Below are 26736 nucleotides of genomic sequence, written 5' to 3' on the forward strand. Positions count from 1 at the left end.
TTATTCTCCAGAATCGATATCCATAGGGGATTAGCGTTGCGCGATACCTTCATCGACAATTTCAGCCAGCCGTTGCAAGCGTGGAACGGAGACATCGCGCAGCATGGTTTGTGGATCTTGTGCACCAACAACCGACGCCCAAACCGCTCGTCCAGCCAGGAAACCCGACGCCCCACCTTTCATGGCAATACTTACTGCACGGCCAAAAATATCGGCATCAACGCCAGAAGAAAGAATTACCCACGGCATCTTCATCTGATCGTTAAGTTGCTGACAGGCGGCAAGTAAGGTTTTTTCATCGCCTTTGCCCCCTAATGGCATCTCGGCTTTGTAAAGATCAGCCTCTGTTCCACCAAGCTCTGCGGCGGCGGCGGCAATGGCGCTTTCACGATCAAAGTCCCAACCGCGACGAGGTGGACGCACCACAGGTTCAATAATGCTAACCAGTCCGGCACTACGGCAGCGACGAACAAATTTATCAACCATTGCCAGACGTTCCTCTGCGGGTTCATCTTCACGCCAGAGTACAAGTAATTTCATTGCCTTAGCCCCCATTTCACGGGCTTTATGCGGGTCGACGGACATATCTATTTCAACGCTATCAACCGGGATGCCATTACCTGGGATAAAAAGATCGGCAGCGACAATCAGGCCGCAAGAATTAGCAACAGCGCCCTGCTCGACTATTTGCTCAAGACAAAATTGTTTATCCGCCAGAACGGCAGAAGCATAAGGAGAAAGGATTCGGGTCGCGGCAACTTTAAAATCGGTGAGTACACTGTCGGCGATGGGTTTGGGCTGCCCTGCTGCCGCAAACATCAGGCGCATGGCCTCACGCTGATCGACAGCTAACATGGCGAATCCACCACCTGGGCGGGAGATATCTTTCAGCGTAAATGGGGTGAAGTGGGATGACATAGAAACTCCTGTTAATAGATAAAATTAAAGACCAGCCTGCTGGCGAACCTGATTTAGCAGGGCGCTCCAGTCCTGCCGCCCTTTGCCGTCTTGACTTGCTGCGGCGTAATAACTTTCTGCTGCAATCCCCATATTGAGCGGTGCCCCCGTCTCCCGAGCGACGTCAACTGCAATACGCAGATCTTTCAACGCCAGATCCACCATGAAGGCGGGTGAAAGATCGCCTTTCAGCACTTTGCCAGGCCAGGTGGTCGTAAAATGTCCTTTCCCTGCTGCCGTACCACTCATCACCTTAATTGCGACATCAAGATTTAATCCCAGTGACTCACATAACACAGCGGCCTCGGAGGACAGCGCATTAAGCGCAATGCTCATATAGTTGTTAATTAGCTTCACGCGGATCCCCATTCCTGGGCCACCAGCCTCGACCAGCTCATTACCCATGCACATGAGAATCGGGCGTGCACGCGCAATCTGCTCATCAGTGCCACCCGCTAAAATCAGCAATGTGCCATCAATCGCATTCACGGACGTTCTGCCCACGGGGGCGTCCATCATACTGATGCCTTTTTCTTGTAATTCCCGTATTAATGCATCGGTCTGTAAGGGATGAATAGTCGACATATCAATCAATAACGCGTCAGATGAAACAGCCTCACAGACGCCTTTTTCCCCCAACAGAACCTGTCGAACAATGTCACCATTGGGAAGCATAGTGATGATAAATTCAGCGCCTGCTGCCGCTTCCGCTGGGGTTTGTGCCGCAGTGGCCCCCTGCGTAACTAGCGCATCGACGGCCTGTGCATTGACATCAAATACCTGCAATGAATGCCCTTTTTGCAATAGATTGTTAGCCATTGGGCTACCCATCTGCCCCAGCCCGAGAAATGCAATGGTTGCCATGAATACTCTCCTGTCTGACATTGACAAAATAATGACAATTGAAAATTCGTTTTCGTCTGTTTTTGAGCATATTTGTAATTTATGTTCAAAAACACGACACACATCACTAATTTGATCATTTTCGTCATTTAAATTGACTAAAGACGACAAAATTAAACAGGACAAGACAAATATGACCAAAATTGCATGCGTGGGTATCACAGTTCAGGACAGGATTTATTCTTTGCTCACTCTGCCGGATGGCGGCGGGAAATATCAGGCAAATCATTATCTTGAGATTGGTGGCGGCCCAGCAGCAACAGCCGCTGTTGCAATCGCAAAGCTTGGCGTGGAGGTTGATTTCATCGGTCGCGTCGGCGATGACAGTTGTGGAAATACCTTACTTGCAGAACTTGAGGGTTGGGGCGTCAATACCGCATTTTGCCGCCGATATCCTAACGCCCGTTCGTCGCAATCAGCGATCCTCGTTGATCAGCATGGCGAACGGATTATCGTTAATTATCCAAGTCCCGATCTCGGTACTGATGCCGAATGGTTAGAAGCGATCGATTTCTCTCGTTATGATCTGATTCTGGCCGATGTTCGCTGGCATAGCGGTACTGAAAAAGCATTCTCGCTAGCGCGCCTTGCGGGGGTGACAACGCTTTTAGACGCCGATATGACACCGCAGGATATTTCTCCACTTGTCGCGCTTGCCGATCACGCCGTGTTCTCAACACCAGGGCTGAAACGCATGACTGGCCTGCAGTCACCTGAAGAAGGTTTGTTCCAGGCAACGACACAAACAGCAGGTAAAGTGTATGTTACGCTGGGTTCTGAAGGATCGTTGTGGATTGAAGATGATCATTTGTGCCAACAGGAGGCATTTTCTGTCAATGTGGTTGATACCACTGGAGCAGGCGATGTTTTTCACGGCGCACTCGCGGTAGCGTTGGCAGAAAAAATGCCAACAAAAGAGGCTATTCGTTTTGCCAGTGCGGTTGCCGCGATGAAATGTACCCAGCCTGGCGGTCGGGCCGGCATTCCTAATCGTGAGCAAACCGAATCATTTTTGTCACTTTATGCGTAAAATGGTAAACATCTACCGAGGAGGGGCAAGGGAGTATTCATGAGTATCATCGAAGTGACAGGTAATCCACGCCATGACCAACTCGTTCATCTAATCGCAGAACGCGGTTATATGAATATTGAAGAACTGGCACAACTGCTGGATGTTTCAACGCAAACCGTGCGCCGGGATATCCGAAAACTCAGTGAGCAGGGGTTGATCACCCGTCATCATGGAGGGGCCGGGCGCGTCTCCAGCGTCATGAATACCGCTTTTGAGCAACGGGAACTTTCGCTCACCGCCGAGAAACGGGCGATCGCTGAGGCAGTCGCCGATTACCTTCCCGAACGCTGTACCGTCTTTATCACCATCGGTACAACCGTAGAAGCCGTTGCCAGGGCATTACTCAACCGTCGTGATTTACGCATTATCACTAACAGCCTACGTGTGGCACAGATTCTTTATAAGAATCAGGATATTGAAGTGATGGTGCCGGGAGGCACTTTACGCGCTCATAACGGCGGGATTATCGGCCCAGGAGCCGTGGATTTTATTGAAGGCTTCCGCGCAGATTATTTAATCACCAGTATAGGTGCCATTGAACATGACGGCACCCTACTGGAATTTGATGTCAATGAAGCGTTAGTCGCAAGAACGATGATTAAACATGCGCGGAATACATTGTTAGTGGCCGATCATACGAAGTTTGCCGCGTCTGCTGCCGTTTCAATTGGCAATGCACGGAATGTCAGGGCTTTTTTTACTGATGCCCCGCCTCCCAATTCTTTCTGCCAGTTGTTAAGTGAAGAGAATGTTGAACTGGTGGTTGCTGAGCAAGAAGTATCCTGAAATTGAAACTTCGGTTGATACGGTTTTCGTTGGCCGGATTAAGCACATCCGGCCATTAATTAAGCTTCAGCCGCCAGCATCTCTTTCTTACGTTGGCTAATACGCTTAACCAGCATTACGGAAACCACCGCACCACAGAATGCGAAGCAGGCCATAATGCCAAACACGATTTTGTAGCCAATAATCCCCGGATTTAAATCCAGAATGTAGCCATACAGACTGAAGCAGAACATCGCCGGGGCGTAACCAATAAAGCTACCCAACGCCATCGCCGCGCCTGTTTTATTTTCAGCAATTTTTGCTTCGCCGATAGGTGCAAAAAATACGGCTCGCTGTGTAAAGACTATCGCGCCAAAGCCTAATGTACATGCCATCCCTAAATAGACCGGCATACTTTCGTGCGGCAGCATAATCAACAGTACGAGCGCAGCGGTACTGATGATAAAGGTGTAGCATAGATATTTACTCGGCGATTTCAGGATCTTATCTGAAATCATGCCACCAATCGGTCCTCCAATCATTTTCAGACAATATTGGTTAATGATGCCGTAAGCCCCCACCAGCGCAACGGGCAATAGATAGATGTTTTTCAGGAATGGAATGAAGAATGTCAGGCCACAGTAAACCGCGTAAACGAAGAAGACGTTGAAAGCGATAAGCCAGATGGTTTTGTCTCTCAGCACCGAGGTCATACTGGTGTTTTGCGATGCTCCGTCTTCTTTTTTCACCTCAACGGACGGTGCCTCTTCTTTGTCATTCAGGACAAAGAAAATAATAATGCCTACGGCAATCACAATAAGGGAATAGAACCAGATGCCTGCTTTAAAACCCAATAAGCCACTGCCAAACCAGGTAAATACTGCCAACGCAGAAAATGCCACCACGGTATCGACAATGCCACGCCCTGTTTCGAAGAAGCCAAACAACCGACCTTGTTGTTCGCTATTGCCCAATCGACTTACCGACTTGAGCAAGACCGGCCAGTTCATCATGTCGCAAGTAACGCCAAATAGCGCCCAGACAAAGAGGATGCCCCAATACCCCGGCATTGTCGTCAAATAAACACCCAGTAATCCTGTCGCAATGAGTGAGAGTGACATGGTGTATCTGCGCGGTAGTTTATCGGCAAAATAAATAGACAGAAAAAAGCCCACTGTGGGACAAATGAGTTTACCGACATAGCATTACCAATTTGACCATTAGTCAAATGGAAATATTCCTGCATCGGGATATAAAACGCATCTTTCAGCGACGGTAATTTATAAATTGTACCGCCACACAGTGTTAATAGACTAAATAACGCCCATTTCTTTTTCGTGAGCATAACATCCCCTAAGCGATTTTTAAAATCACTGTTTTAAAGGCAATAAGATACCGACCATTCATATGGAATGGTTTTATTAGCTGCGTATGAGTTAAAACTTATTAGTGGTTCAGAAGATGGTTTGCCTCTTGTTTGATTTGTTGTAGTACGTTACGCACATGATTTATCTGATTAATTGCATCTTCTTTTTCTTTACGTAACCGCGCATCCAGTAAATGATTTTCTGGTAGGGGTGTTTCACTCATCTGGCGATAAGGGATCCACGGATTATCATCTTCGTCTTCAAAGCGGAACGCCGGCGCATAATAATCAACCTCTTCTTCCAGGCCATATGCCGTCACCTGCGGCTCATCATCACCCAGGCAGATAAGGTGCGTTAATAACGCTTTGAAGGGCATATCCCCCTGACCTGAAATACAGGCTTTATGACCCAGGCCACCCTGTTCTTTAACGATCAAGGCATCTTTGATATGGACCTGGGTAATATGCGGTGCCATCGTTTTTAAAGCGTCGATGGGATGCTCATTTGCATTGATCATGTTCGCAAAATCAAACAGTAAGGAAAGAGACTCCATCTCACTTTCTTTGACCAGCGACACCAGCTCATGACTTTTTAAATCTTCATGCTGCTCGATCGTAAAAGTCAGGCCGCTGTCCTGATACGTTTCCCGTACATAGGCAATGTCGTTAGCGATAATCGATAATACGTCGCGCAAATTACCTTCATAACGCGGATAAAAACGTACGGAGGATGCCCCAGTTTTCAACGCGATGGCGACGGCTTCGTCAATAGATTTTTTATCTGAGGCACTGGTTTCAATATGAATATCAAGGTTCAGACGGCGGGCTTTATCCCCAAAGGCAGAGAGTTCTTTATCGTCCATATTACCAAGAGAAAAACGCTCGCCATCCAGAACATGGATTTTGACGCCACGTAGATTATTTTCACTTGCGATATCAAGTAAATCAGCAGGCAACACTCTTTCCAGCCGCATATTTAAATGAAAGGCATAAGCATGTAAATAAAGAGGAAGAGTGTCGACACGTTGTAGAATCTTTCTTGCGTTATTTATTGTCACCATAAAACACCTACAGATTAATGATGAGGTCTACGGCCTCAAATCGCCAATATTCAATATCTATCTGGACAATATTGCCTTGCTGGTCGGCGCGATGCTTTTCAATTAAGATCGCAGGCATACCCGCAGAACCGCCAAGATACTTGCTGATATCGCCCGGCATTCTGACGGGTTTGAAAATCAATTTTTTTACTACCGTCTCTTTTTGGTAGCACTTTTCCCAGACTGCAGAAAATGAGTGGTTTTCAAGTTGTTCAATAAAACCCGGAGCAACTTCAGGATTAATATATGTTTCGTGATAGAAAACTTTATGTCCTTCCAGCGCCCCCCAGCCGGTGATGCGATAGAGTTCAGTTGATGGCGTCACTGCAATCAGTGGCGCGAGCGTCTCGGGAATATCGCTGGTACGGTTTTTCTCGGTAAACCCCCAGGAAGGCTCTCGCCCTTGCTCAATTGCGGCCCGCTGAAAGCTCGCCGACAGCTCCGGACTGTAATTAAATCGCGGCTGGGTCACGAACCACCCCTTACGATCTTTACGGAAGATTTTGGATTCTGCCTCGAGGTTCAACAACGCCTGGCGCAGCGTCATACGTTTAATGCCCAGCAGTTCTCCCAGCTCTCTTTCTGAAGGGAGTTTTCCACCCGGTGTGGTGATGCCATCTTTCAACCACCGATCCAGTTTCTCTTTTGCATTTTCTACGGTGGATTGATTCTCCGCCATTGTTTAATCCTTTTGGTTTAAACCAGATGAAGCATCTTACGCTTACGCCAAAAAAGAAAGCAATTAACGGCGTATGACTTTGCAGATAATTGTGACAAAGCTCTCTATTGACGTAATCACAGACTTATAAGGGAGATACTCGCATTGGTGTGCGCTCACGACAGGTAAAAAAAAACCTGCCATCTCTGGCAGGTTTTTCACGACTAAAAAGAAAAATTAATCTTCTTTCGGGCCACGGTTAGCGCGGCGACGATCGTTTTCCGTCAGGTGACGTTTACGAATACGGATAGAGGTCGGAGTAACTTCTACCAGTTCGTCATCATCAATGAACTCCAGAGCTTGTTCCAGAGTCATGCGGATTGGTGGAACCAGAACAACGGCTTCGTCAGTACCGGAAGCACGCATGTTGGTCAGTTTCTTACCGGTCAGGCAGTTTACAGTCAGGTCGTTAGAACGGCTGTGAATACCGATAATCTGACCTTCGTAAACTTCTGCACCGTGACCGAGGAACAGCTTACCGCGATCCTGCAGACCGAACAGCGCGAACGCGACCGCTTTACCCTGACCGTTAGAGATCAGTACGCCGTTCTGACGCTGACCCACTTCACCCGGACGTACGTCGTCGTAGTGGCTGAAGGTGGAGTACAGCAGACCAGTACCGGAAGTCATGGTCATGAACTCAGAACGGAAGCCAATCAGACCACGGCTTGGGATCACGTAGTCGAGACGTACGCGACCTTTACCGTCTGGATTCATGTTTTTCAGGTCGCCTTTACGTTCGCCCAGCGCCTGCATTACAGAACCCTGATGCTGTTCTTCAACGTCCAGAGTCACGTTTTCATACGGCTCTTGTTTACGACCGTCGATTTCACGGAAGATAACTTTCGGACGGGATACCGCCAGTTCGAAACCTTCACGACGCATGTTTTCGATCAGAACAGACAGGTGCAGTTCGCCACGACCAGAAACGCGGAACGCATCGGCGTCTTCGGTTTCTTCTACGCGCAGCGCAACGTTGTGTACCAGTTCTTTGTTCAGACGATCCAGGATCTGACGAGACGTTACGAACTTACCTTCTTTACCGCAGAACGGTGAGGTGTTAACGCAGAAGAACATAGAAACGGTCGGCTCATCAACGGAGAGTGCCGGCAATGCTTCAACGTTTTGCGTGTCGCAAACGGTGTCAGAAATGTTCAGTTCGCCAAGGCCCGTGATCGCCACGATATCGCCAGCTTCCGCCATATCGGTTTCGATACGCTCCAGACCGAGGTGGCCCAGCACTTTACCGACTTTCGCGTTACGGGTTTTGCCTTCGCTATCGATGATAGTAACCTGCTGGTTCGGCTTCACTTTACCGCGCTTGATGCGGCCAATGCCGATAACACCAACATAGCTGTTGTAATCGAGCTGAGAAATCTGCATCTGGAACGGACCGTCAAGGTCAACGTCCGGTGCAGGAACGTGGTCAACAATTGCCTGATACAGCGGGGTCATGTCTTCCGCCATATCTTCGTGATCCAGACCCGCGATGCCGTTCAGCGCAGAAGCGTAAACGATCGGGAAGTCCAGCTGCTCATCGGTCGCGTCGAGGTTAACGAACAGGTCGAATACCTGATCCACAACCCAGTCAGGACGCGCGCCAGGGCGGTCAACTTTGTTGATAACAACAATCGGCTTCAGGCCGTAAGCAAACGCTTTTTTGGTTACGAAGCGCGTTTGCGGCATCGGGCCGTCAAATGCGTCAACCACCAGCAGCACTGAGTCTACCATGGACATTACACGTTCAACTTCACCACCGAAGTCGGCGTGCCCCGGGGTATCAACGATGTTGATACGGTAATCATTCCATTTGATAGCGGTGTTTTTCGCGAGGATGGTAATCCCACGCTCTTTCTCCAAATCGTTGGAGTCCATCACGCGCTCTTGAGTTTCGGCACGAGAGTCGAACGTACCGGATTGTTGGAGCAGCTTGTCTACCAGGGTGGTTTTACCATGGTCTACGTGCGCGATGATGGCGATATTACGCAATTTTTCGATCACAACTTTGCCTCAGGCATTAGAAATAGCGCGTTATTGTACACGGATTAATCGCACTACAAAACAGGATCACAAACATCCTCCGCAAACAAGTATTGCAGAGTCCCTTTGTGATCGCTTTCACGGAGCATAAAAAGGGTTATCCAAAGGTCATTGCACCAATATGGTGCTTAATGTTTCCATTGAAGCACTATATTGGTGCAACATTCACATCATGGTGCAGCCCTTTTGCACGATGTTAAGCATGATAACGCCTTTTAGGGGCAATTTAAAAGTTGGCACAGATTTCGCTTTATCTTTTTTACGGCGACACGGCCAAAATAATTGCAGATTTCGTTACCACGACGACAATGACCAATCCAGGAGAGTTAAAGTATGTCCGCTGAACACGTACTGACGATGCTGAACGAGCACGAAGTGAAGTTTGTTGATTTGCGCTTCACCGATACCAAAGGTAAAGAACAGCACGTCACTATCCCTGCTCATCAGGTGAATGCTGAATTCTTCGAAGAAGGCAAAATGTTTGACGGCTCCTCGATTGGCGGCTGGAAAGGCATTAACGAATCCGACATGGTGCTGATGCCAGACGCATCCACCGCAGTGATTGACCCGTTCTTCGCCGACTCTACCCTGATTATCCGTTGCGATATCCTTGAACCTGGCACCCTGCAAGGCTATGACCGCGACCCGCGCTCCATCGCGAAGCGCGCCGAAGATTACCTGCGTTCCACTGGCATTGCCGACACCGTACTGTTCGGGCCAGAACCTGAATTCTTCCTGTTCGATGACATCCGTTTCGGATCATCTATCTCCGGTTCCCACGTTGCTATCGACGATATCGAAGGCGCATGGAACTCCTCCACCCAATACGAAGGTGGTAACAAAGGTCACCGTCCGGCAGTGAAAGGCGGTTACTTCCCGGTTCCACCGGTAGACTCTGCTCAGGATATTCGTTCTGAAATGTGTCTGGTGATGGAACAGATGGGTCTGGTGGTTGAAGCCCATCACCACGAAGTAGCGACTGCTGGTCAGAACGAAGTGGCTACCCGCTTCAATACCATGACCAAAAAAGCTGACGAAATTCAGATCTACAAATATGTTGTGCACAACGTAGCGCACCGCTTCGGTAAAACTGCGACCTTTATGCCAAAACCGATGTTCGGTGATAACGGCTCCGGTATGCACTGCCACATGTCGCTGTCTAAAAACGGCGTTAACCTGTTCGCGGGCGATAAATACGCAGGTCTGTCTGAGCAGGCGCTGTACTACATTGGCGGCGTAATCAAACACGCTAAAGCGATTAACGCCCTGGCAAACCCGACCACCAACTCTTACAAGCGTCTGGTTCCGGGCTACGAAGCGCCGGTTATGCTGGCTTACTCTGCGCGTAACCGTTCTGCGTCTATCCGTATTCCGGTGGTTGCGTCTCCGAAAGCACGTCGTATCGAAGTACGTTTCCCGGATCCGGCGGCTAACCCGTACCTGTGCTTTGCTGCTCTGCTGATGGCGGGTCTTGATGGTATCAAGAACAAGATCCACCCAGGCGAAGCGATGGACAAAAACCTGTATGACCTGCCGCCAGAAGAAGCGAAAGAGATCCCACAGGTTGCAGGCTCTCTGGAAGAAGCACTGAACGAACTGGATCTGGATCGCGAGTTCCTGAAAGCCGGTGGCGTGTTCACGGATGAAGCGATCGATGCGTACATCGCTCTACGTCGCGAAGAAGATGACCGCGTGCGTATGACTCCGCATCCGGTAGAGTTTGAGCTGTACTACAGCGTCTAATAGTTGAAGTTGTACTACCCGGCGCGAACAACGCCGGGGGTTCAAACCAGGCCCATCTGGCGTAATTGTTGCAGCCAGTTTGAACACGGACAGCGCGCAGAACCCCGAGCGTACATCGGTACGTGAGGAGTTCGAGCACTGCCCAGGTTCAAAATGGCAAATAAAATAGCCTGATGGGACTGGTTTTTAGTTGCCGTGGAAATTTCAGCCCATCTCTGCATGGGCTTTTTTCTCCGTCAATTCTCTGATGCTTCGCGCTTTTTATCCGTAAAAAGCTATAATGCACTAAAATGGTGCAACTGTTCAGGAGACTGCTTTATGGCAACAGGCACGCAGCCCGATGCTGGGCAGATCCTCAACTCGCTGATTAACAGTATTTTGTTAATCGATGACAACCTGGCGATCCATTACGCCAACCCCGCCGCGCAACAACTGCTCGCCCAAAGCTCCCGCAAATTGTTTGGTACGCCGTTACCGGAACTGTTGAGCTACTTCTCATTAAATATCGAGCTGATGCAAGAAAGTCTGGAGGCGGGGCAAGGTTTTACCGATAACGAAGTGACGCTGGTCATCGACGGGCGTTCGCATATCCTTTCTGTGACGGCCCAGCGTATGCCGGACGGCATGATCCTGCTGGAGATGGCACCAATGGATAACCAGCGCCGCTTAAGTCAGGAACAGCTACAGCACGCCCAGCAGGTAGCTGCCCGCGATTTGGTACGCGGCCTGGCACATGAGATTAAAAATCCGCTTGGCGGTTTACGTGGCGCGGCGCAGCTGCTCAGCAAAGCATTACCTGACCCGTCACTGCTGGAATATACCAAAGTGATTATCGAACAGGCGGACCGGCTGCGAAATCTGGTCGACCGTCTGTTGGGGCCGCAGCTGCCCGGTACGCGCGTTACCGAAAGTATTCACAAAGTGGCTGAACGCGTGGTGACGCTGGTGTCGATGGAACTGCCTGATAACGTGCGGTTGATTCGTGATTACGACCCCAGCCTGCCGGAACTGGCGCACGATCCGGATCAAATTGAACAGGTATTACTGAATATTGTGCGTAATGCGCTACAGGCGCTGGGGCCGGAAGGCGGCGAAATTATTCTGCGTACCCGCACGGCTTTCCAACTGACCTTGCACGGTGAGCGTTATCGGCTGGCAGCGCGGATCGATGTGGAAGATAACGGGCCGGGTATCCCGCCTCACTTACAGGATACGCTGTTTTACCCGATGGTCAGCGGTCGCGAAGGCGGCACCGGGCTTGGTTTATCCATTGCCCGTAATTTGATTGATCAGCATTCAGGCAAAATTGAATTTACCAGTTGGCCAGGTCATACCGAGTTCTCGGTTTACCTGCCTATCAGGAAATAAAGGTGACGTTTATGCAACGAGGGATAGTCTGGGTAGTCGATGACGATAGTTCCATCCGTTGGGTGCTTGAACGTGCGCTCGCTGGAGCGGGTCTAACCTGCACGACATTTGAGAGCGGCACCGAAGTGCTGGATGCACTGGCGAGTAAAACGCCGGATGTACTGCTTTCAGATATCCGTATGCCCGGAATGGACGGACTGGCGTTGCTCAAGCAAATTAAACAACGCCATCCGATGCTTCCGGTCATCATTATGACCGCGCACTCGGATCTGGATGCCGCTGTCAGCGCCTATCAACAAGGGGCGTTTGATTATCTGCCCAAACCGTTTGATATCGACGAAGCCGTGGCGCTGGTTGAGCGCGCCATCAGCCATTACCAGGAACAGCAGCAGCCGCGTAATATTCAGCTTAACGGCCCGACGACCGATATCATCGGCGAAGCGCCAGCCATGCAGGACGTGTTCCGTATTATCGGTCGGCTTTCGCGTTCTTCCATTAGTGTGCTGATTAACGGCGAGTCCGGCACCGGTAAAGAGCTGGTCGCTCATGCCCTGCATCGCCACAGTCCGCGTGCCAAAGCGCCGTTTATCGCGCTGAATATGGCGGCTATCCCAAAAGATTTGATCGAATCAGAACTGTTCGGTCACGAGAAAGGCGCGTTTACTGGCGCGAATACTATTCGCCAGGGGCGTTTTGAACAGGCCGATGGCGGCACGTTATTTCTCGACGAAATTGGCGATATGCCGCTGGATGTGCAGACGCGTTTGCTGCGCGTGCTGGCAGACGGTCAGTTTTATCGCGTTGGCGGCTATGCGCCGGTGAAAGTGGATGTGCGTATTATTGCCGCGACTCACCAGAACCTGGAACTGCGCGTGCAGGAAGGCAAGTTCCGTGAGGATCTTTTCCACCGCCTGAACGTTATCCGCGTTCATCTGCCGCCACTGCGTGAGCGTCGGGAAGATATTCCCCGCCTGGCACGCCATTTTTTACAGGTTGCCGCGCGCGAACTGGGCGTAGAAGCGAAGTTGTTGCATCCGGAAACCGAAGCCGCCTTGACGCGTCTGGCGTGGCCGGGGAACGTGCGCCAACTGGAAAACACCTGCCGCTGGTTAACGGTGATGGCCGCCGGACAGGAAGTGTTGATTCAGGATTTGCCCGGCGAACTGTTTGAATCTACGGTTCCGGAAAGTCCTTCCACTATGCAACCGGACAGTTGGGCAACGTTGTTAGCGCAATGGGCAGATCGGGCGCTGCGTTCCGGTCATCAAAACCTGCTTTCTGAAGCGCAGCCAGAGCTGGAGCGGACGTTACTAACTACTGCTTTGCGACATACGCAGGGGCATAAACAAGAAGCAGCGCGACTGCTTGGTTGGGGACGTAACACCCTGACACGTAAGTTAAAAGAGTTGGGGATGGAGTGATTCACGGCTGGTGTGTAAAGATTGATTATTGAGCGCAAATTGCTGTTATTTTGCGCTTTACTGTTCTGATAAGTTCAGTATGATCTTGCCCGGAATACGGGGGAAGTCATTATGCTGGAATCAATAATTAATCTGGTATCGAGTGGCGCAGTTGATAGCCACACACCGCAAACTGCCGTTGCGGCCATCCTGTGTGTCGCGATGATTGGGCTGTTTAGCTGAAGCTCGTTATAGACTGCTGAGTAGCCAATGCGAGCCTGATTGTCTCCCTGGAAGGCAAGAGGGCCAGAGTGAGGGTCATTGTTCGCATCGATGCCGGCATGTTCCCCTCACCCTAACCCTCTCCCCAATGGGGCGAGGGGACAGTTCGCATTCTTTTGTGAGGTTTGTCATCAATCTCATGGCGCTTCGTTTATCATCCTTATAAACGAAGCGCCATTCACAATTTAAATCACCCGTGAGAACTGCTGCATCCGCGCTTTCTGGCGCAGATAAGTATCAAAGCACATGCATATGTTGCGGATCAGCAAGCGGCCTTTTGCCGTCACCTGAATCCCCTTCTCATCCACATCCACCAGCCCATCTTTTGCTAACGGGGCGAGAAGCTTGAGATCTTCCGCAAAGTAATCAGCGAAGTGCAAATCCCACTGTTGCTCAATGGGGGCGTAATCCAGACGGAAATTGCAGATAAGTGACTTAATCACATCGCGGCGAATACAGTCATCGCGCGTTAGCGCAATACCGCGCCACAGCGCATTGCCTTGTTCATCCACCTGCTGATAGTACTGCTTCAACTCTTTCTGGTTTTGCGCGTAGCAGTCGCCAATCATGCTGATGGCTGAAACGCCCATCCCCAGCAGGTCGGTATCCCCCTGAGTGGTGTAGCCCTGGAAATTACGATGTAGCACGCCTTCACGCTGAGCCACAGCCAGCTCGTCATCCGGGCGGGCAAAGTGATCCATACCAATAAACTGATAACCCGATTGCGTCAGGAAGGCGATGGTTTCCTGCAAGATATCGAGTTTCTGCTGCGGACTCGGCAGGTCAGCATCTTTGATTTTACGCTGAGCAGCAAAAATGGTCGGCAGATGCGCGTAGTTAAAGACGCTCAGACGATCGGGGTTCAGCTCCGCCACGCGTTTCAGGGTAAAGGCGAAACTCTCCAGCGTCTGTTTCGGCAGGCCGTAAATCAGGTCAATGTTGGTGGAGGTAAAGCCAATCTCACGCGCATGGTTAAGCAGCGCAAAGATGAATTCTTCATCCTGCTCGCGATTGACCAGACGCTGTACTTCTTTGTTGAAGTCCTGCACGCCCATGCTCAGGCGATTAAATCCTTCGGAACGTAAATGATCGAGTACATCCAGTTCGATTTCACGCGGATCGACTTCGATCGAGATTTCCGCGTCGGCATTAAACTGGAAGTTTTCCCGCAGCAGCTTCATCAGGCGGCTGATTTGCGCTTTATTCAGGTACGTCGGCGTACCGCCACCCCAGTGCAACTGACTAACGTGACGCCCGGCAAACAGCGGTGCACGATGAACGATTTCTTGCTCCAGCGCGTCCAGATACTGATCGGCCTTGTGCTGCTGGCGTGTGACAATCTTATTGCAACCACAGAAGTAGCAAAGCTTGTGGCAGAACGGAATATGAACGTAGAGAGATAATGGACGCTCAGGGTAGCGCGCCACGGCTTGTAAAAACGCCTGTTCGCCGAAGTCTTCTGAAAACTCCAGCGCGGTCGGGTACGAGGTGTATCGTGGCCCGGAATAGTTATATTTCTGGATCAGGGCCAGATCCCAGTCGATTTGCTGTACAGACATACTCACTCCTTCCGATGGCGTCTCTGGCGGCTACGGCGTACCGGCGGATGCCCGTTTCGGGTCATCAGCCGGTTGCGCAGCCACTTTTGTCGCCGCGACAACCGCCGTAGTTTAACGAATAACCACACCAGATAACATATAACCGGAAGGGTTATCAGCAGAACGGGAAGGCCCACGGTGGCAATCCGTTAGTTGCCCCGCAGCAGACGCATCATGTCTTCTTGCTTCTCGTCTTCTTCCTCTTCTTCATCGTCGTCATAAGAGAGGCCGAGTTTCTGCATCAACTCATCAATACGATCCAGTTTGGCATCAACCCAGGATTGCTCTTCGGCGCTCAGGGTTTCGCCTGCTTCCAGACGTTCCAGCAGCGCATCCAGACGCTCATCCGTTTCCAGTAACTCCAACTCCGCCTGCGGTGAAAGCATAGGTTTCTCACTCTTCGGTTTGTGCTGTTTGGTGACTTTTTCAGTCACGCCCAATGGAATAGGGGTTTTACTACCAATGCGTGGATCTTTCGGTGCGTTCTGGCCTTTGTTGCCTGATGTCGTTTTACCGCCCGCTGCGCGGCTGCCCGGCGCATGACCACGACGTTTTTTCTGGCGCTTGCGGTCACGAGCCTCCTGATCCAGCTCCTCGCGTGTTTTTCGACGCGCTTTTGCGTGACCTTTGCTGCGTGAGTTTGAAGATGATGATTTCATAATGATTCGTCTTTTTGCCGTTTTATTCAGTATAGATTTGCGGCGGAATCTAACAGAAAGCAAGCAAAGAAAAAAGGCGACAGATTACTCTGTCGCCTTTTTTCCTGACTCATAACCCTTAACGGGTCTTACAATCCTTGCAGGCCGCCAACACACCCTGTTTTTCCATTAGCCAGAACATTCCGTGTTGATTCCATTTCCGTTTAATTACGTCTCCGGACGTTTGTCTTCCTGACAATCCTCTGTCTTCGCCTCCTGGCGCTCCTGACCCTCATCCTGAGTCATCTTCCTGTTAGCGTCCTCGCTCTATGGGTGCTACTTTACGCTTCTGCGCTAAACAAACAATAAACTATCATCAGTATTTTCTCATTTTCAGATTATTGTATAAAACTAATCACATGATTTCTTTGACCTATTTGACATGCATCGCAGATTTTTCTCTTCGATTTCGCATAAAGATGATCGGCAATGTCTCACAAAGCATGTGGCCTTTACTTACACCATGCCCCCCGAAAAATCCGTCTTTTATTGTGGTTCAGGTATAATCGCTGAAAAGCTTTGACTGACGGAGACGACCGCTTTGACTAATTTGAATTATCAACAGACGCATTTTGTGATGAGTGCGCCTGATATTCGCCACTTACCTTCCGATACCGGAATCGAAGTGGCTTTTGCAGGCCGTTCCAACGCAGGTAAATCCAGCGCGCTGAACACGCTGACTAACCAGAAAAGCCTGGCTCGTACCTCGAAAACACCAGGGCGCACCCAGCTTATCAACCTGTTTGAAGTGGCTGATGGCAAGCGTCTGGTTGACTTGCCTGGCTACGGTTATGCGGAAGTCCCGGAAGAGATGAAGCGCAAATGGCAGCGCGCGCTCGGCGAATACCTCGAAAAACGTCAGAGCCTGCAAGGTCTGGTGGTGCTGATGGATATTCGCCATCCGCTGAAAGATCTCGATCAGCAGATGATTGAGTGGGCGGTGGACAGCAATATCGCCGTGTTGGTGCTACTGACCAAAGCGGACAAACTGGCGAGCGGTGCACGTAAAGCGCAATTGAATATGGTGCGTGAAGCGGTGCTGGCATTTAATGGTGATGTGCAGGTAGAGACCTTCTCTTCGCTGAAGAAACAAGGTGTGGATAAGCTGCGTCAGAAGCTGGATACCTGGTTTAGCGAAATGCAGCCCATCGAAGAGAATCAGGACGGCGAATAATTTTTCTTTCCCCGGTGCCGGATGTAGCTTAAATGCTTTGTCTGGCCAGGGACTTCAAAATATTGCGACTCACGCCGTAAGCCTGATAAGCGTTATGCGCCAGGCAATTCAGATCTTTTCTCTCGCCCAATAAAAAACGCCCCAGTCATTACTGACTGGGGCGGCTAAAAAATTCAGCCAAATCCGATTACGTGAAGTAAAAGGTCTGAAAGATAGAACATCTTACCTCTGTACCCTACGCGAATAACTTTACTCTTTTTTGTTCAGTTCAGAAAGCATTTTTTGTAATTTTTTTTCAGTTGTTGCATAGGAATTTCTAATAGCCATCACAAAACGTGACAGCTTATGTTGCTTACTTACGAAAAAAGGGCTTATTCAGGCGAATCTTAGTGCGCCTGATCCCAGTTTTCACCGCTTCCGACTTCCACCAGCAACGGCACATCCAGACGGGTACAGTTTTCCATCAATTGATGGATTTTCTTTGATACCACATCGAGATCATCTTTATGAACTTCAAATACCAGTTCATCGTGTACCTGCATGATCATACGAACACGCGGTTGCTCGGCCTGTAACCATGCATCGACGGCAATCATCGCCCGTTTGATGATGTCGGCTGCAGTTCCCTGCATCGGCGCGTTAATTGCTGCACGTTCAGCCGCAGCACGACGCGCACCGTTGCTGGACTTGATATCCGGCAAATAGAGACGGCGTCCGTCCAGCGTTTCAACGTAGCCCTGCTCTTTCGCCTGAGCACGGGTGCGTTCCATATACTCCAGCACGCCAGGGTAGCGTTCGAAGTAAAGATCCATGTACTTCTGCGCTTCTTTACGTGGAATGTTCAATTGCCGCGCCAGACCGAAAGCACTCATGCCATAAATCAGACCAAAGTTGATTGCTTTCGCGCTACGGCGTTGCTCGCTGGTGACGGTTTCCAGTGGCAAACCAAACACTTCTGCCGCCGTTGCCCGGTGGATATCTTTTCCTTCTGCAAATGCAGTCAGCAAGCCTTTGTCTCGCGAGAGATGCGCCATAATGCGCAATTCAATCTGCGAGTAGTCCGCTGAGACAATCACATAATCCTCTGGCGCAATAAACGCCTGGCGGATACGACGACCTTCTTCGTTACGCACCGGAATGTTTTGCAGGTTAGGATCGGTTGACGATAAACGTCCCGTTGCGGTTACTGCCTGGTGATAAGAGGTATGCACACGCCCGGTTTTCGGGTTGATCATCAACGGCAGCTTGTCGGTATAAGTTGATTTCAGCTTCGCCAGACCACGATACTCCAGAATCACTTTTGGCAACGGATAGTCCAGCGCCAGTTCTTCCAGTACCTCTTCCGACGTTGACGGCGCACCACCCGGCGTTTTTTTCAGCGGCTTAATACCTTGTTTTTCAAAAAGAATAGTTTGCAATTGCTTGGTGGACGAAAGGTTAAATTCCTCACCTGCAATTTCATGCGCTTTCTTTTCCAGCTCCGCCAGACGCAGAGTGAGCTCTTCAGAATGATTGTGCAGCACTTTCGGGTCGATCTTCACACCGTTGCGTTCGATGCGTGAAAGCACCGGCACCAGCGGCATTTCGATGTTTTCGAAGACGTTCAACGGCCCTTTGTGTTTCTGCAGATCCGGCCACATTTTCAGATGCAATTGTAAGGTGACGTCTGCATCTTCGGCGGCGTAGCGACCGGCCTCTTCCAGGGCTATCTGGTTAAAGGTCAGTTGATTTTTGCCTTTACCGGCAATCTCTTCAAAAGTGATAGTTTTGTGCTTCAACCAACGTTCCGCGAGGCTGTCCATATCGTGACGCCCGGCAACGCTATTGAGAATGTAGGACTCCAGCATGGTATCAAACGCAATCCCACGCAGTTCAATGCCGTAGTTCGCCAGAATACCGCGATCGTATTTCAGGTTTTGCCCGACCTTCAGCGCCTTTTCATCTTCCAGTAGCGGTTTTAGCAACTCGAGTGCACGCTCGCGAGAGATTTGATCGGGCGCATCGAGATAATCATGAGCAACCGGAATATATGCCGCTATGCCTGGCTCGATAGCAAAGGAAAGCCCCACCAGGTTGGCAGAGATGTTATCGAGGCTGTCAGTTTCGGTATCAAATGCAAATACCGGCGCTTTTTCCAGCTTCGTAATCCATTCTTTCAGCGTATCTTCATCAAGGATAGTGACGTAGTTATCGTAAGAAATCACCGTTGCCACCACTTCTGGCGTTTCGTCGACAACAAGCGTTTCCTGCGGCTTCGCGGCAGGTTTAGACCCTTTGGCCTGTAACCATTTTCCCGCCTCTACATCAGCAGTCCAGCGTTTGAACTCATACTTTTTGAACAGCCCCAACAACTCTTCAGCCGCCGGTTGCTGCACTTCCAGTTGTTCACAGGTCAGTTCCAGCTCAACATCGGTTTTAATCGTCGCCAGCTGGTAAGAGAGATAAGCCACTTCTTTGTTTTGCTCTAGCTTCGCCGCCATTGTTTTCGCGCCACGGAAGCTTAGGCCAGCAATTTTTTCCGGCTCGGCATACAGCGTATCCAGCCCGCCAAGCCCCTGCAGCAGTGCCTGCGCAGTTTTTTCACCCACGCCCGGTACGCCTGGGATGTTATCGGAGGAGTCGCCCATCAGAGCCAGGAAGTCAATGATCAGTTCTGGCGGTACGCCGTACTTATTCACCACCTCTTCCGGGCCGAGGATGGTGTTTGTCATGGTATTGATAAGCGTAATATTTGGCGTCACCAACTGCGCCATATCTTTGTCGCCAGTGCTGATCAGCACCGGACGCCCGGCTTTTTCGGCTTCGCGCGCCAGAGTGCCGATAACGTCGTCCGCTTCTACGCCAGAAACCGCCAACAGCGGCAGTCCCATCGCTTTAACCATCGCGTGCAGAGGTTCTATTTGTGCTCGCAAATCGTCCGGCATTGGCGGGCGATGTGATTTGTAATGTTCAAACAGTTCATCACGAAAGGTTTTTCCCTTGGCGTCAAAGACCACCGCTGCATGTGTCGGTTTATATTGCATAATTAGACTACGCAGCATGTTGAGGACACCGTACATCGCACCGGTCGGCTCGCCTGCGCTGTTGGTCAGCGGCGGAAACGCGTGATATGCGCGATAAAGATAAGATGAACCATCTACAAGGATAAGTGGATTTTGGGGGATCTGAACCATAATGTCCGTGCCTGTTTATCAGATTATGGGTAAAGGATGCCACAGACAGGATGAAAACATGAGTTTTTCACCGCTTTTCGTGAAAATCTTTTGTAGATCTTCTGGATCGCTCGCAAATCGTCATGTGGATAACTTTGTGCATAAATTATTTACATCGCTTTTAATTTATTATCATGCTTTTTACAGCATGATGTTTATCTTTGTTTTTCATGAGCTTAAAAATACATCCAGCCCTAACAATTGAAATAATAGGATTTCTTCTAATGTGGATAGATATAAATTATTTTTCTACTTCAGGATCATCCGTTATTTGGGGCGTTTTCTGCTAAAATCTGCGCCTTGCGCTTCTTTCGCGCACTGTCTATGGCTAACTTTTTGAATAAATTAATTATGACGAGAATACTCGCTACGATAACCCTTTTGCTGAGTATCGTATTGACCATTTTGGTTACCATTTTTTGTTCCGTCCCGATCATCATTGCCGGGATCGTAAAACTATTGTTACCTGTGCCAATGATATGGCGAAAAGTTTCACGTTTTTGTGATTTTATGATGTATTGCTGGTGCGAAGGACTGGCGCTATTACTGCACCTTAATCCACATTTGCGATGGGAAGTTCACGGGCTGGAAGGGTTAAGTAAAAAGAACTGGTATCTGCTTATTTGTAATCACCGTAGCTGGGCAGATATTGTCGTACTGTGCGTGTTGTTTCGTAAGCACATTCCGATGAATAAATATTTCCTCAAACAGCAACTGGCCTGGGTGCCTTTTCTTGGCCTGGCATGTTGGGCGCTGGATATGCCGTTTATGAAGCGTTATTCCCGCGCTTATTTGTTACGTCATCCGGAGCGACGCGGTAAAGATATAGAAACTACTCGTCGTTCCTGCGAAAAATTTCGCCTGCATCCTACCACTATTGTAAATTTTGTTGAGGGTTCCCGCTTCACTGAAGAGAAACACCAGCAAACCCACTCAACATTTCAAAATCTTCTGCCACCAAAAGCTGCCGGTATTGCGATGGCGCTGAATGTATTAGGTAAACAATTCGATAAATTGCTCAACGTTACGCTGTGTTATCCGGATAATCACCGTCAACCATTCTTCGATATGTTAAGTGGTAAACTGACCAGGATTGTCGTGCATGTGGATTTACAGCCTATTGCTGAAGAATTGCATGGCGACTATATCAGTGACAAAAGCTTTAAACGCCATTTTCAGCAATGGCTGAACTCACTGTGGCATGAAAAAGACAGGCTTCTGACGTCATTGATGTCATCGCAACGCCAGGATAAGTAGTTTTTCTCGCCTCTGAATTAGCAGAGGCGAGATATTATATTAATGTGCAAAACGTCCGGCACGAGACATAAATTCTTCTTCGCTCATCTCCTGTCCGTTAAAAACAACTTTACCCGGTGTATAACGCAACTGCAGCGAGGCGGTATTGTTGTCAATCGTGATTAACTGAAACATCTGACCTAATGTCATCATCCCGCTGATTTGTTTATCTGCCCGCTTCTGAGCTTTTTCAGCATCCAATCCTTCAGATAAATTAAGCTGTTTTGCGGTTTCTGTAACAACATTAATCGGTAAAGCCACGTTTAAATTGAACGATTTAATATTTTTGTTTGTGGATGATGAAGATTTAGCTGGATCATCAATACTCAGATCCAGATTGGCGTTTAGTTCTCCGAGAGTATTTCTCCAGCTAACCGGCACTTTAATAACTGGCTCACTTTTTTGTAATAACGGTAAATACTCTTTGAACAATGCAGCATTCACTTCTTGCAGAGCTGCTTTATCGTTTGCTAGCTCAGGGTGTGCAGTAAGCTGCTTTTGCATCGCAATGTTATACAGGATGATAAATTGGCGCACCGCTGAGGGATCAATAGATTCAGCAATCAATGACCACTCACCACTACCGAGTTGCTGATTCCCTTTTGTTAACTTATCAAGTTCGTAGGTCAGATTGACATTGATATAATCTTTGTCTTTTACGCGATCCAGCCTGGTTTTTGCAACGAAAGCATCGATTTGGGCAACGTCTTCTCCGCGATTGATAATGTTAATCTGATTAAATTTCGACTCGCTTTCACCCACCGGAAATTTCTTTTCTTCTAATCGCGTCAGAGAATTAATAGTAAAACTCTTCGCCGTTACTTTACTTATTGGCGATAATTTCAGGACAATATCTTCGACCTTGCCTTCAATATCCAGATTAGACAATGAACTATCATCACCATTAAAAGTAAACTGGCCTTCACCAAAGGAAAACTCTCCATACTCTGCAGGGGCAACATCTAATGTCGTGGAAAATGAGCCACCAAACGCGAATCGCAATTTCGCTTCAACGGGCGATTTATTTTTCGAGGCGATAAATAGCGGTTGTGTCAGTTCATTATTCACTAAGTTCACTTTTGCCGCTGCCAGTGCGGGGATGACATTACCACGCATTAACATTGTGATGGGTAACGGACCGTGCTCAATATCTACATCAAATGCAACTTTCTGGCCTGGTTTGATATTGAGATCGGGTGCACCGTTATCAAATATAATTTGCATCTGAAAATGGGAATTAAAAAAACCTTTTTCAAAATTTTTATAACTTAATGTCATCGCGTAGGCATGTTCACCTTTCTTTTTAGCATCGTTAAAATCTTTAATAAACTTTTCGACACCTGGCTGAATTTGCGTACCTGTGTACCATGTGCCACCACCCCAGATAACGGCTAACGCAACAATGACACCTGTAGCTGACTTACGTATCATATAAATATTCCCTGATAAAACAGCAAAACTTTGAATATCCACTTATGCTGAAATAATGTCCAGTAACAGAACGTATTATCAGAATGTATTTATATTTATTAAATAATAAAAAAAGCCCGTGAATATTCACGGGCCTTATGTAATTTACAATGAATTATTTTTTCTCAGACAGATATTTCACAGTATCAGCATACTGCTGAACAAAAACATCCATATTGCTGGTATCCATACCCTGCGGATTCAGCTGATATTTACCGTTAACAAACATCGCCGGAACGCCACGCAATTGCATGTCGGCTGCGGCTTTTTCCTGCTGAGCGACCAGAGATTTCACCACGAAGCTGTTCCACGCTGCGTCGTACTCTTCACTTTTAATACCTGCGTTGATAAATACATCGCGAATATCAGATGCAGAACGAATGGTCTGGGTTTTCTGTACGCCTTCAAACAGCGGAACAGTGACTTTGTCTTCCACGCCCAGCGCCATCGCCACTGCCCATGCCTGAGTCAGTTCTTTGCCCAGATCCCCGCCCATGAAGTTAACGTGGTATTTAGTCATCTTCACGCCTTCCGGCAGTTTTTTCTTCACGTTATCAGAAATATGCAGAACTTCTTCAAACTGATAGCAGTGCGGACAGAAGAAAGAGAAAAACTCCAGCACTTGCGGCGCGCCAGCAACCGGTTTTTCCAGGGTGGTGTACTGCTTACCATCTTCATACTGCGCCGCCGATGCGCTAAACGCTAAAACTAAACCAGCCAGCGCCAGCCAAATCTTTTTCATGATCTACTCTCTCCGATTAATACATAGGTGTTAATTGCAAAGGGGGTTCTTGTAGAACTTTTGCCTGTTCTATAAAAGTCGCCGTCTGTCGCAGCCAGTAATCTTCCCCGGTTAACCACGGGAAATTTTTCGGGAACGCGGGATCAGCCCAACGCCGCATTAGCCAGGCAAGATAATAAACCAAACGCATGGCGCGTAAAGGTTCAATCAGTCCGATTTCAGCGGTATCGAACTCGCTAAACTCTTCATAAGCTTCAATAATAGTTTCCAGTTGCATCCGCTGCTCGGCTTTATCACCATTCAACAACATCCACAAATCCTGAATAGCCGGACCATTACGTGCATCATCCAGATCGACAAACATCGGACCATCGCGCCAGAGAATGTTCCCGGCATGGCAGTCACCATGTAGCCGCAGAACGGTGAAATCTTCCCGCCAGTGTGCTGTAACAGCGGCGATCAGCTCGTCCGTCGCTTTCAGAAATGCCGCTTTCAACCCGGAAGGGATCAGTGTAGCGTCCTCAAACAGCTTGCGTGGCTCAATAAGATACTCATTCAGGCCGATAGTCGGGCGATGGATAAAAAGCTGTTTGCGCCCCGTCTGGTGCATACGTCCCAGATAACGGCCAACCGCTTCCATCTGATCGATATTATCAGCTTCGAACTGGCGACCACCGACGCTTGGGAAAACGGCGAAATAAAATCCCTGATGATTCAATAAAGTCTGACCGTTAAAGGCCACAGGTGCTGCGACCGGCACTTCATCGTTTACCAGCTGCAACGCAAATTGATGTTCTTCAAGAATTTGATCGGCTGTCCAGCGTTCAGGACGATAAAATTTAACGACAAAGCGTCGGCGATCTTCGTCCTGAAATTGATAGACACGGTTTTCATAGCTGTTAAGCGGGGTAAGCCCGGAATCCACCCGGATCCCTTGCTCAAACAGAGCGTCCATGATGGTATCCGGGTGTAGTGTCTGGAAAGTAAAAGCGTTGTTGTTCATCCCATCATCCGGAAAACATTACGAATGATGAAGGATATCATTTCACGATGATTTTGGTCGCGCCGCTTACAAGCTTTTACTCTTTAATTACGCCGCGTGCGCGTAACAGCGCCGTTTTGAAGTCTTCTTCATAATCTTTCTGCAAACCTGGGATCACCGCATCTTTCGCGGAATCACGCATTTTCAGGTGATAGATCAGAATGTCATCCGTCAAATCCGCCAGTTCGCCGTCAAAACCTGACTCTTTCGCCAGTTTCTGCAAAAATTGCAACAAGTTAAGGTCTGGCTCTTTTTGCCAGGCTGGCTGGAGGAGTTCAATAACTTCATTCAGACGTTTACATTTCATAGTGATGCTCCTTACTCTTGAGACAGACACGTTAGCAGGGTCAATCCCACAATAAAAGAGGCGATATCGGTGAATCTGATGACGATGATAACAGGCGTTGTGCTGGCGGGCGGTAAAGCCAGACGAATGGGCGGCGTAGATAAAGGATTGCTTGAATTAAACGGCAAACCGCTGTGGCAACATGTCGCTGACGCGCTTATGACGCAGCTGCCTCACGTCGTGGTTAATGCCAATCGCCATCAGGAAATCTATCAGGCAAGCGGCCTGAAAGTGATAGCGGATTCTCTGGCGAACCATCCTGGGCCACTGGCGGGAATGCTTTCAGTAATACAGCAGGAAGCAGGTGAGTGGTTTCTGTTTTGTCCGTGCGATACACCCTATATTCCCCAGGATTTAGTCTCCCGGCTTAATCATCAGCGCAAAGATGCGCCTGTCGTGTGGGTTCATGATGGCGAACGCGATCACCCGACTATAGCCCTGGTAAATCGCACTATTGAGCCATTATTGCAGGAATACCTGCAGTCCGGAGAGCGCCGGGTGATGGCTTTTATGAATCTTGCTGGCGGTCACGCGGTTGATTTCAGCGATCGCAAAGAGGCATTTATAAACGTGAATACGCCAGAGGAACTTGCCCGATGGCAGGAAAGACAATGATACCGTTACTCGCCTTTGCCGCGTGGAGTGGCACCGGAAAAACTACGCTGCTGAAAAAACTGATCCCGGCATTATGCGCCAGAGGGATCCGTCCAGGGCTGATTAAGCATACGCATCATGATATGGATGTTGATAAGCCAGGCAAAGATAGCTATGAGCTGCGCAAGGCTGGCGCGGCGCAAACCATCGTTGCCAGCCAGCAACGATGGGCTTTGATGACGGAAACGCCAGACGAAGAAGAACTGGATCTGCATTTCCTCGCAAGTCGAATGGATACCTCAAAGCTGGATTTGATTCTGGTCGAAGGGTTTAAGCATGAAGAGATCGCGAAGATTGTGCTGTTTCGTGATGGAGCCGGACATCGACCGGAAGAGTTGGTGATAGACAGGCATGTCATTGCTGTGGCCAGCGATGTACCGCTTAATGTTGATGTTGCGTTACTGGATATTAATGATGTTGAGGGGCTGGCTGATTTTGTGGTGAAGTGGATGCAAAAGCAGAAGGGATAATACAAGGCTGGATAAGACGCGCCAGCGTCGCATCCGGCATTTTTTGCACCAGCGCAAAAAGGCCATCCTTACGGATGGCCTTTCGCTTTATCTGATGCCTGGCAGTTTATGGCGGGCGTCCTGCCCGCCACCCTCCGGGCCGTTGCTTCGCAACGTTCAAATCCGCTCCCGGCGGATTTGTCCTGCTCAGGAGAGCGTTCACCGACAAACAACAGATAAAACAAAAGGCCCAGTCTTCCGACTGAGCCTTTTGTTTTATTTGATGCCTGGCAGTTCCCTACTCTCGCATGGGGAGACCCCACACTACCATCGGCGCTACG

General features: G+C 49.1%; 23 protein-coding genes and 2 pseudogenes. 10 read left to right on the forward strand and 15 right to left on the reverse strand.

The annotated features are described in order from the left end of the window. Positions 1 to 30 precede the first annotated feature (30 nt). Positions 31 to 918: an aldolase gene (locus A7098_RS03700; protein WP_065227994.1), complete on the reverse strand. Its 888-nt coding sequence runs from the start codon at positions 916 to 918 to the stop codon at positions 31 to 33. Between the two features lie 24 nt (positions 919 to 942). Continuing rightward, positions 943 to 1821 (reverse strand): sulfolactaldehyde 3-reductase, encoded by an 879-nt coding sequence (gene yihU / locus A7098_RS03705; RefSeq protein WP_000190781.1) that lies wholly within the window; start codon positions 1819 to 1821, stop codon positions 943 to 945. Positions 1822 to 1993: 172 nt separating this feature from the next. Here yihU and A7098_RS03710 point away from each other — a divergent pair, with 172 nt between their 5' ends. Beyond that, positions 1994 to 2890, forward strand: a complete 897-nt coding sequence (locus A7098_RS03710; RefSeq protein WP_010348279.1) for a sugar kinase — start codon at positions 1994 to 1996, stop codon at positions 2888 to 2890. Between the two features lie 39 nt (positions 2891 to 2929). Continuing rightward, complete coding sequence (locus A7098_RS03715; RefSeq protein ID WP_000022286.1) at positions 2930 to 3718, forward strand: DeoR/GlpR family DNA-binding transcription regulator; 789 nt, start codon at positions 2930 to 2932, stop codon at positions 3716 to 3718. A 59-nt stretch (positions 3719 to 3777) separates the two neighbouring features. On the opposite strand, the pseudogene A7098_RS03720 reads toward A7098_RS03715, so the two are convergent. From A7098_RS03720 to typA, 4 genes and pseudogenes are all read right to left on the reverse strand, one after another. After that, positions 3778 to 5042: pseudogene (locus A7098_RS03720) on the reverse strand (MFS transporter). A gap of 101 nt (positions 5043 to 5143) precedes the next feature. Beyond that, the gene (locus A7098_RS03725; protein ID WP_000256413.1) at positions 5144 to 6124 is read right to left on the reverse strand and encodes a TIM barrel protein; all 981 of its coding nucleotides are present in this window, start codon (positions 6122 to 6124) and stop codon (positions 5144 to 5146) included. 7 nt (positions 6125 to 6131) lie between these two features. Further along, a complete protein-coding gene (locus A7098_RS03730; RefSeq protein ID WP_000829798.1) occupies positions 6132 to 6842 on the reverse strand; it encodes a GntR family transcriptional regulator in 711 nt (236 codons plus the stop codon). Between the two features lie 216 nt (positions 6843 to 7058). Next, complete coding sequence (gene typA, locus A7098_RS03735) at positions 7059 to 8882, reverse strand: ribosome-dependent GTPase TypA (RefSeq protein WP_085461418.1); 1824 nt, start codon at positions 8880 to 8882, stop codon at positions 7059 to 7061. A 372-nt stretch (positions 8883 to 9254) separates the two neighbouring features. On the opposite strand from typA, the gene glnA reads away from it, so the two are divergent. From glnA to A7098_RS03765, 4 genes are all read left to right on the forward strand, one after another. Continuing rightward, positions 9255 to 10664, forward strand: a complete 1410-nt coding sequence (gene glnA / locus A7098_RS03745; RefSeq protein WP_001271712.1) for a glutamate--ammonia ligase — start codon at positions 9255 to 9257, stop codon at positions 10662 to 10664. 318 nt (positions 10665 to 10982) lie between these two features. After that, on the forward strand, positions 10983 to 12032 hold the full coding sequence (gene glnL, locus A7098_RS03755) for a nitrogen regulation protein NR(II) (protein WP_000190577.1): 1050 nt from the start codon (positions 10983 to 10985) through the stop codon (positions 12030 to 12032). A gap of 11 nt (positions 12033 to 12043) precedes the next feature. Continuing rightward, the gene (gene glnG / locus A7098_RS03760; protein ID WP_024212658.1) at positions 12044 to 13453 is read left to right on the forward strand and encodes a nitrogen regulation protein NR(I); all 1410 of its coding nucleotides are present in this window, start codon (positions 12044 to 12046) and stop codon (positions 13451 to 13453) included. Positions 13454 to 13564: 111 nt separating this feature from the next. After that, positions 13565 to 13675 carry a YshB family small membrane protein gene (locus A7098_RS03765; protein WP_000893993.1) on the forward strand — a complete coding sequence of 37 codons (111 nt, stop codon included), beginning with the start codon at positions 13565 to 13567 and terminating at the stop codon, positions 13673 to 13675. Positions 13676 to 13899: 224 nt separating this feature from the next. Here the strand turns inward: A7098_RS03765 and hemN are convergent, their stop codons facing one another. From hemN to A7098_RS03780, 3 genes and pseudogenes are all read right to left on the reverse strand, one after another. Then, the gene (hemN, locus tag A7098_RS03770; RefSeq protein ID WP_105280355.1) at positions 13900 to 15273 is read right to left on the reverse strand and encodes an oxygen-independent coproporphyrinogen III oxidase; all 1374 of its coding nucleotides are present in this window, start codon (positions 15271 to 15273) and stop codon (positions 13900 to 13902) included. Between the two features lie 188 nt (positions 15274 to 15461). Then, complete coding sequence (gene yihI / locus A7098_RS03775) at positions 15462 to 15971, reverse strand: Der GTPase-activating protein YihI (protein WP_024212657.1); 510 nt, start codon at positions 15969 to 15971, stop codon at positions 15462 to 15464. A gap of 118 nt (positions 15972 to 16089) precedes the next feature. Further along, positions 16090 to 16282: pseudogene (locus A7098_RS03780) on the reverse strand (hypothetical protein); the annotation flags it as partial. Between the two features lie 269 nt (positions 16283 to 16551). Here A7098_RS03780 and yihA point away from each other — a divergent pair. Further along, positions 16552 to 17184, forward strand: coding sequence for a ribosome biogenesis GTP-binding protein YihA/YsxC (gene yihA, locus A7098_RS03785; protein WP_000183347.1), 633 nt, complete (start codon positions 16552 to 16554; stop codon positions 17182 to 17184). A gap of 386 nt (positions 17185 to 17570) precedes the next feature. Here yihA and polA read toward each other — a convergent pair whose 3' ends face one another. Beyond that, positions 17571 to 20357, reverse strand: coding sequence for a DNA polymerase I (gene polA, locus A7098_RS03790; protein WP_085461421.1), 2787 nt, complete (start codon positions 20355 to 20357; stop codon positions 17571 to 17573). A gap of 363 nt (positions 20358 to 20720) precedes the next feature. On the opposite strand from polA, the gene A7098_RS03800 reads away from it, so the two are divergent. Beyond that, positions 20721 to 21653, forward strand: coding sequence for an acyltransferase (locus A7098_RS03800; RefSeq protein ID WP_105280357.1), 933 nt, complete (start codon positions 20721 to 20723; stop codon positions 21651 to 21653). A 39-nt stretch (positions 21654 to 21692) separates the two neighbouring features. On the opposite strand, the gene A7098_RS03805 is transcribed toward A7098_RS03800, so the two are convergent. From A7098_RS03805 to A7098_RS03820, 4 genes are all read right to left on the reverse strand, one after another. Next, a complete protein-coding gene (locus A7098_RS03805) occupies positions 21693 to 23123 on the reverse strand; it encodes a DUF945 family protein (protein ID WP_105280358.1) in 1431 nt (476 codons plus the stop codon). Positions 23124 to 23277: 154 nt separating this feature from the next. Continuing rightward, complete coding sequence (dsbA, locus tag A7098_RS03810; protein ID WP_000725346.1) at positions 23278 to 23904, reverse strand: thiol:disulfide interchange protein DsbA; 627 nt, start codon at positions 23902 to 23904, stop codon at positions 23278 to 23280. 16 nt (positions 23905 to 23920) lie between these two features. After that, the gene (gene srkA, locus A7098_RS03815) at positions 23921 to 24907 is read right to left on the reverse strand and encodes a stress response kinase SrkA (protein WP_105280359.1); all 987 of its coding nucleotides are present in this window, start codon (positions 24905 to 24907) and stop codon (positions 23921 to 23923) included. A gap of 76 nt (positions 24908 to 24983) precedes the next feature. Beyond that, the gene (locus A7098_RS03820; protein ID WP_001295263.1) at positions 24984 to 25253 is read right to left on the reverse strand and encodes a YihD family protein; all 270 of its coding nucleotides are present in this window, start codon (positions 25251 to 25253) and stop codon (positions 24984 to 24986) included. A 69-nt stretch (positions 25254 to 25322) separates the two neighbouring features. Here A7098_RS03820 and mobA point away from each other — a divergent pair, with 69 nt between their 5' ends. Together mobA and mobB are read left to right on the forward strand one after the other, a co-directional pair. After that, positions 25323 to 25907: a molybdenum cofactor guanylyltransferase MobA gene (gene mobA, locus A7098_RS03825; RefSeq protein ID WP_105280360.1), complete on the forward strand. Its 585-nt coding sequence runs from the start codon at positions 25323 to 25325 to the stop codon at positions 25905 to 25907. Further along, positions 25889 to 26416, forward strand: a complete 528-nt coding sequence (gene mobB / locus A7098_RS03830) for a molybdopterin-guanine dinucleotide biosynthesis protein MobB (protein WP_105280361.1) — start codon at positions 25889 to 25891, stop codon at positions 26414 to 26416. Before mobA ends, mobB begins: the two co-directional genes overlap by 19 nt. A 68-nt stretch (positions 26417 to 26484) precedes the next feature. Here mobB and A7098_RS24015 read toward each other — a convergent pair. Then, on the reverse strand, positions 26485 to 26736 hold a 252-nt coding region (locus A7098_RS24015), incomplete at its 5' end, for a hypothetical protein (protein ID WP_206748915.1).

Origin of the sequence: Escherichia sp. MOD1-EC7011 (assembly GCF_002965005.1) — a bacterium.
In the GTDB taxonomy this organism is placed as follows: Bacteria; Pseudomonadota; Gammaproteobacteria; order Enterobacterales; family Enterobacteriaceae; genus Escherichia; species Escherichia ruysiae.

What these genes read in the sequence shown, in the direction of transcription:
- A7098_RS03700 (WP_065227994.1), bottom strand. Translation starts at nt 918, where the DNA reads ATGTCATCCCACTTCACCCCATTTACGCTGAAAGATATCTCCCGCCCA.
- yihU (WP_000190781.1), bottom strand. Translation starts at nt 1,821, where the DNA reads ATGGCAACCATTGCATTTCTCGGGCTGGGGCAGATGGGTAGCCCAATG.
- A7098_RS03710 (WP_010348279.1), top strand. Translation starts at nt 1,994, where the DNA reads ATGACCAAAATTGCATGCGTGGGTATCACAGTTCAGGACAGGATTTAT.
- A7098_RS03715 (WP_000022286.1), top strand. Translation starts at nt 2,930, where the DNA reads ATGAGTATCATCGAAGTGACAGGTAATCCACGCCATGACCAACTCGTT.
- A7098_RS03725 (WP_000256413.1), bottom strand. Translation starts at nt 6,124, where the DNA reads ATGGTGACAATAAATAACGCAAGAAAGATTCTACAACGTGTCGACACT.
- A7098_RS03730 (WP_000829798.1), bottom strand. Translation starts at nt 6,842, where the DNA reads ATGGCGGAGAATCAATCCACCGTAGAAAATGCAAAAGAGAAACTGGAT.
- glnA (WP_001271712.1), top strand. Translation starts at nt 9,255, where the DNA reads ATGTCCGCTGAACACGTACTGACGATGCTGAACGAGCACGAAGTGAAG.
- glnL (WP_000190577.1), top strand. Translation starts at nt 10,983, where the DNA reads ATGGCAACAGGCACGCAGCCCGATGCTGGGCAGATCCTCAACTCGCTG.
- glnG (WP_024212658.1), top strand. Translation starts at nt 12,044, where the DNA reads ATGCAACGAGGGATAGTCTGGGTAGTCGATGACGATAGTTCCATCCGT.
- A7098_RS03765 (WP_000893993.1), top strand. Translation starts at nt 13,565, where the DNA reads ATGCTGGAATCAATAATTAATCTGGTATCGAGTGGCGCAGTTGATAGC.
- hemN (WP_105280355.1), bottom strand. Translation starts at nt 15,273, where the DNA reads ATGTCTGTACAGCAAATCGACTGGGATCTGGCCCTGATCCAGAAATAT.
- yihI (WP_024212657.1), bottom strand. Translation starts at nt 15,971, where the DNA reads ATGAAATCATCATCTTCAAACTCACGCAGCAAAGGTCACGCAAAAGCG.
- polA (WP_085461421.1), bottom strand. Translation starts at nt 20,357, where the DNA reads ATGGTTCAGATCCCCCAAAATCCACTTATCCTTGTAGATGGTTCATCT.
- A7098_RS03800 (WP_105280357.1), top strand. Translation starts at nt 20,721, where the DNA reads ATGGCTAACTTTTTGAATAAATTAATTATGACGAGAATACTCGCTACG.
- A7098_RS03805 (WP_105280358.1), bottom strand. Translation starts at nt 23,123, where the DNA reads ATGATACGTAAGTCAGCTACAGGTGTCATTGTTGCGTTAGCCGTTATC.
- dsbA (WP_000725346.1), bottom strand. Translation starts at nt 23,904, where the DNA reads ATGAAAAAGATTTGGCTGGCGCTGGCTGGTTTAGTTTTAGCGTTTAGC.
- srkA (WP_105280359.1), bottom strand. Translation starts at nt 24,907, where the DNA reads ATGAACAACAACGCTTTTACTTTCCAGACACTACACCCGGATACCATC.
- A7098_RS03820 (WP_001295263.1), bottom strand. Translation starts at nt 25,253, where the DNA reads ATGAAATGTAAACGTCTGAATGAAGTTATTGAACTCCTCCAGCCAGCC.
- mobB (WP_105280361.1), top strand. Translation starts at nt 25,889, where the DNA reads ATGGCAGGAAAGACAATGATACCGTTACTCGCCTTTGCCGCGTGGAGT.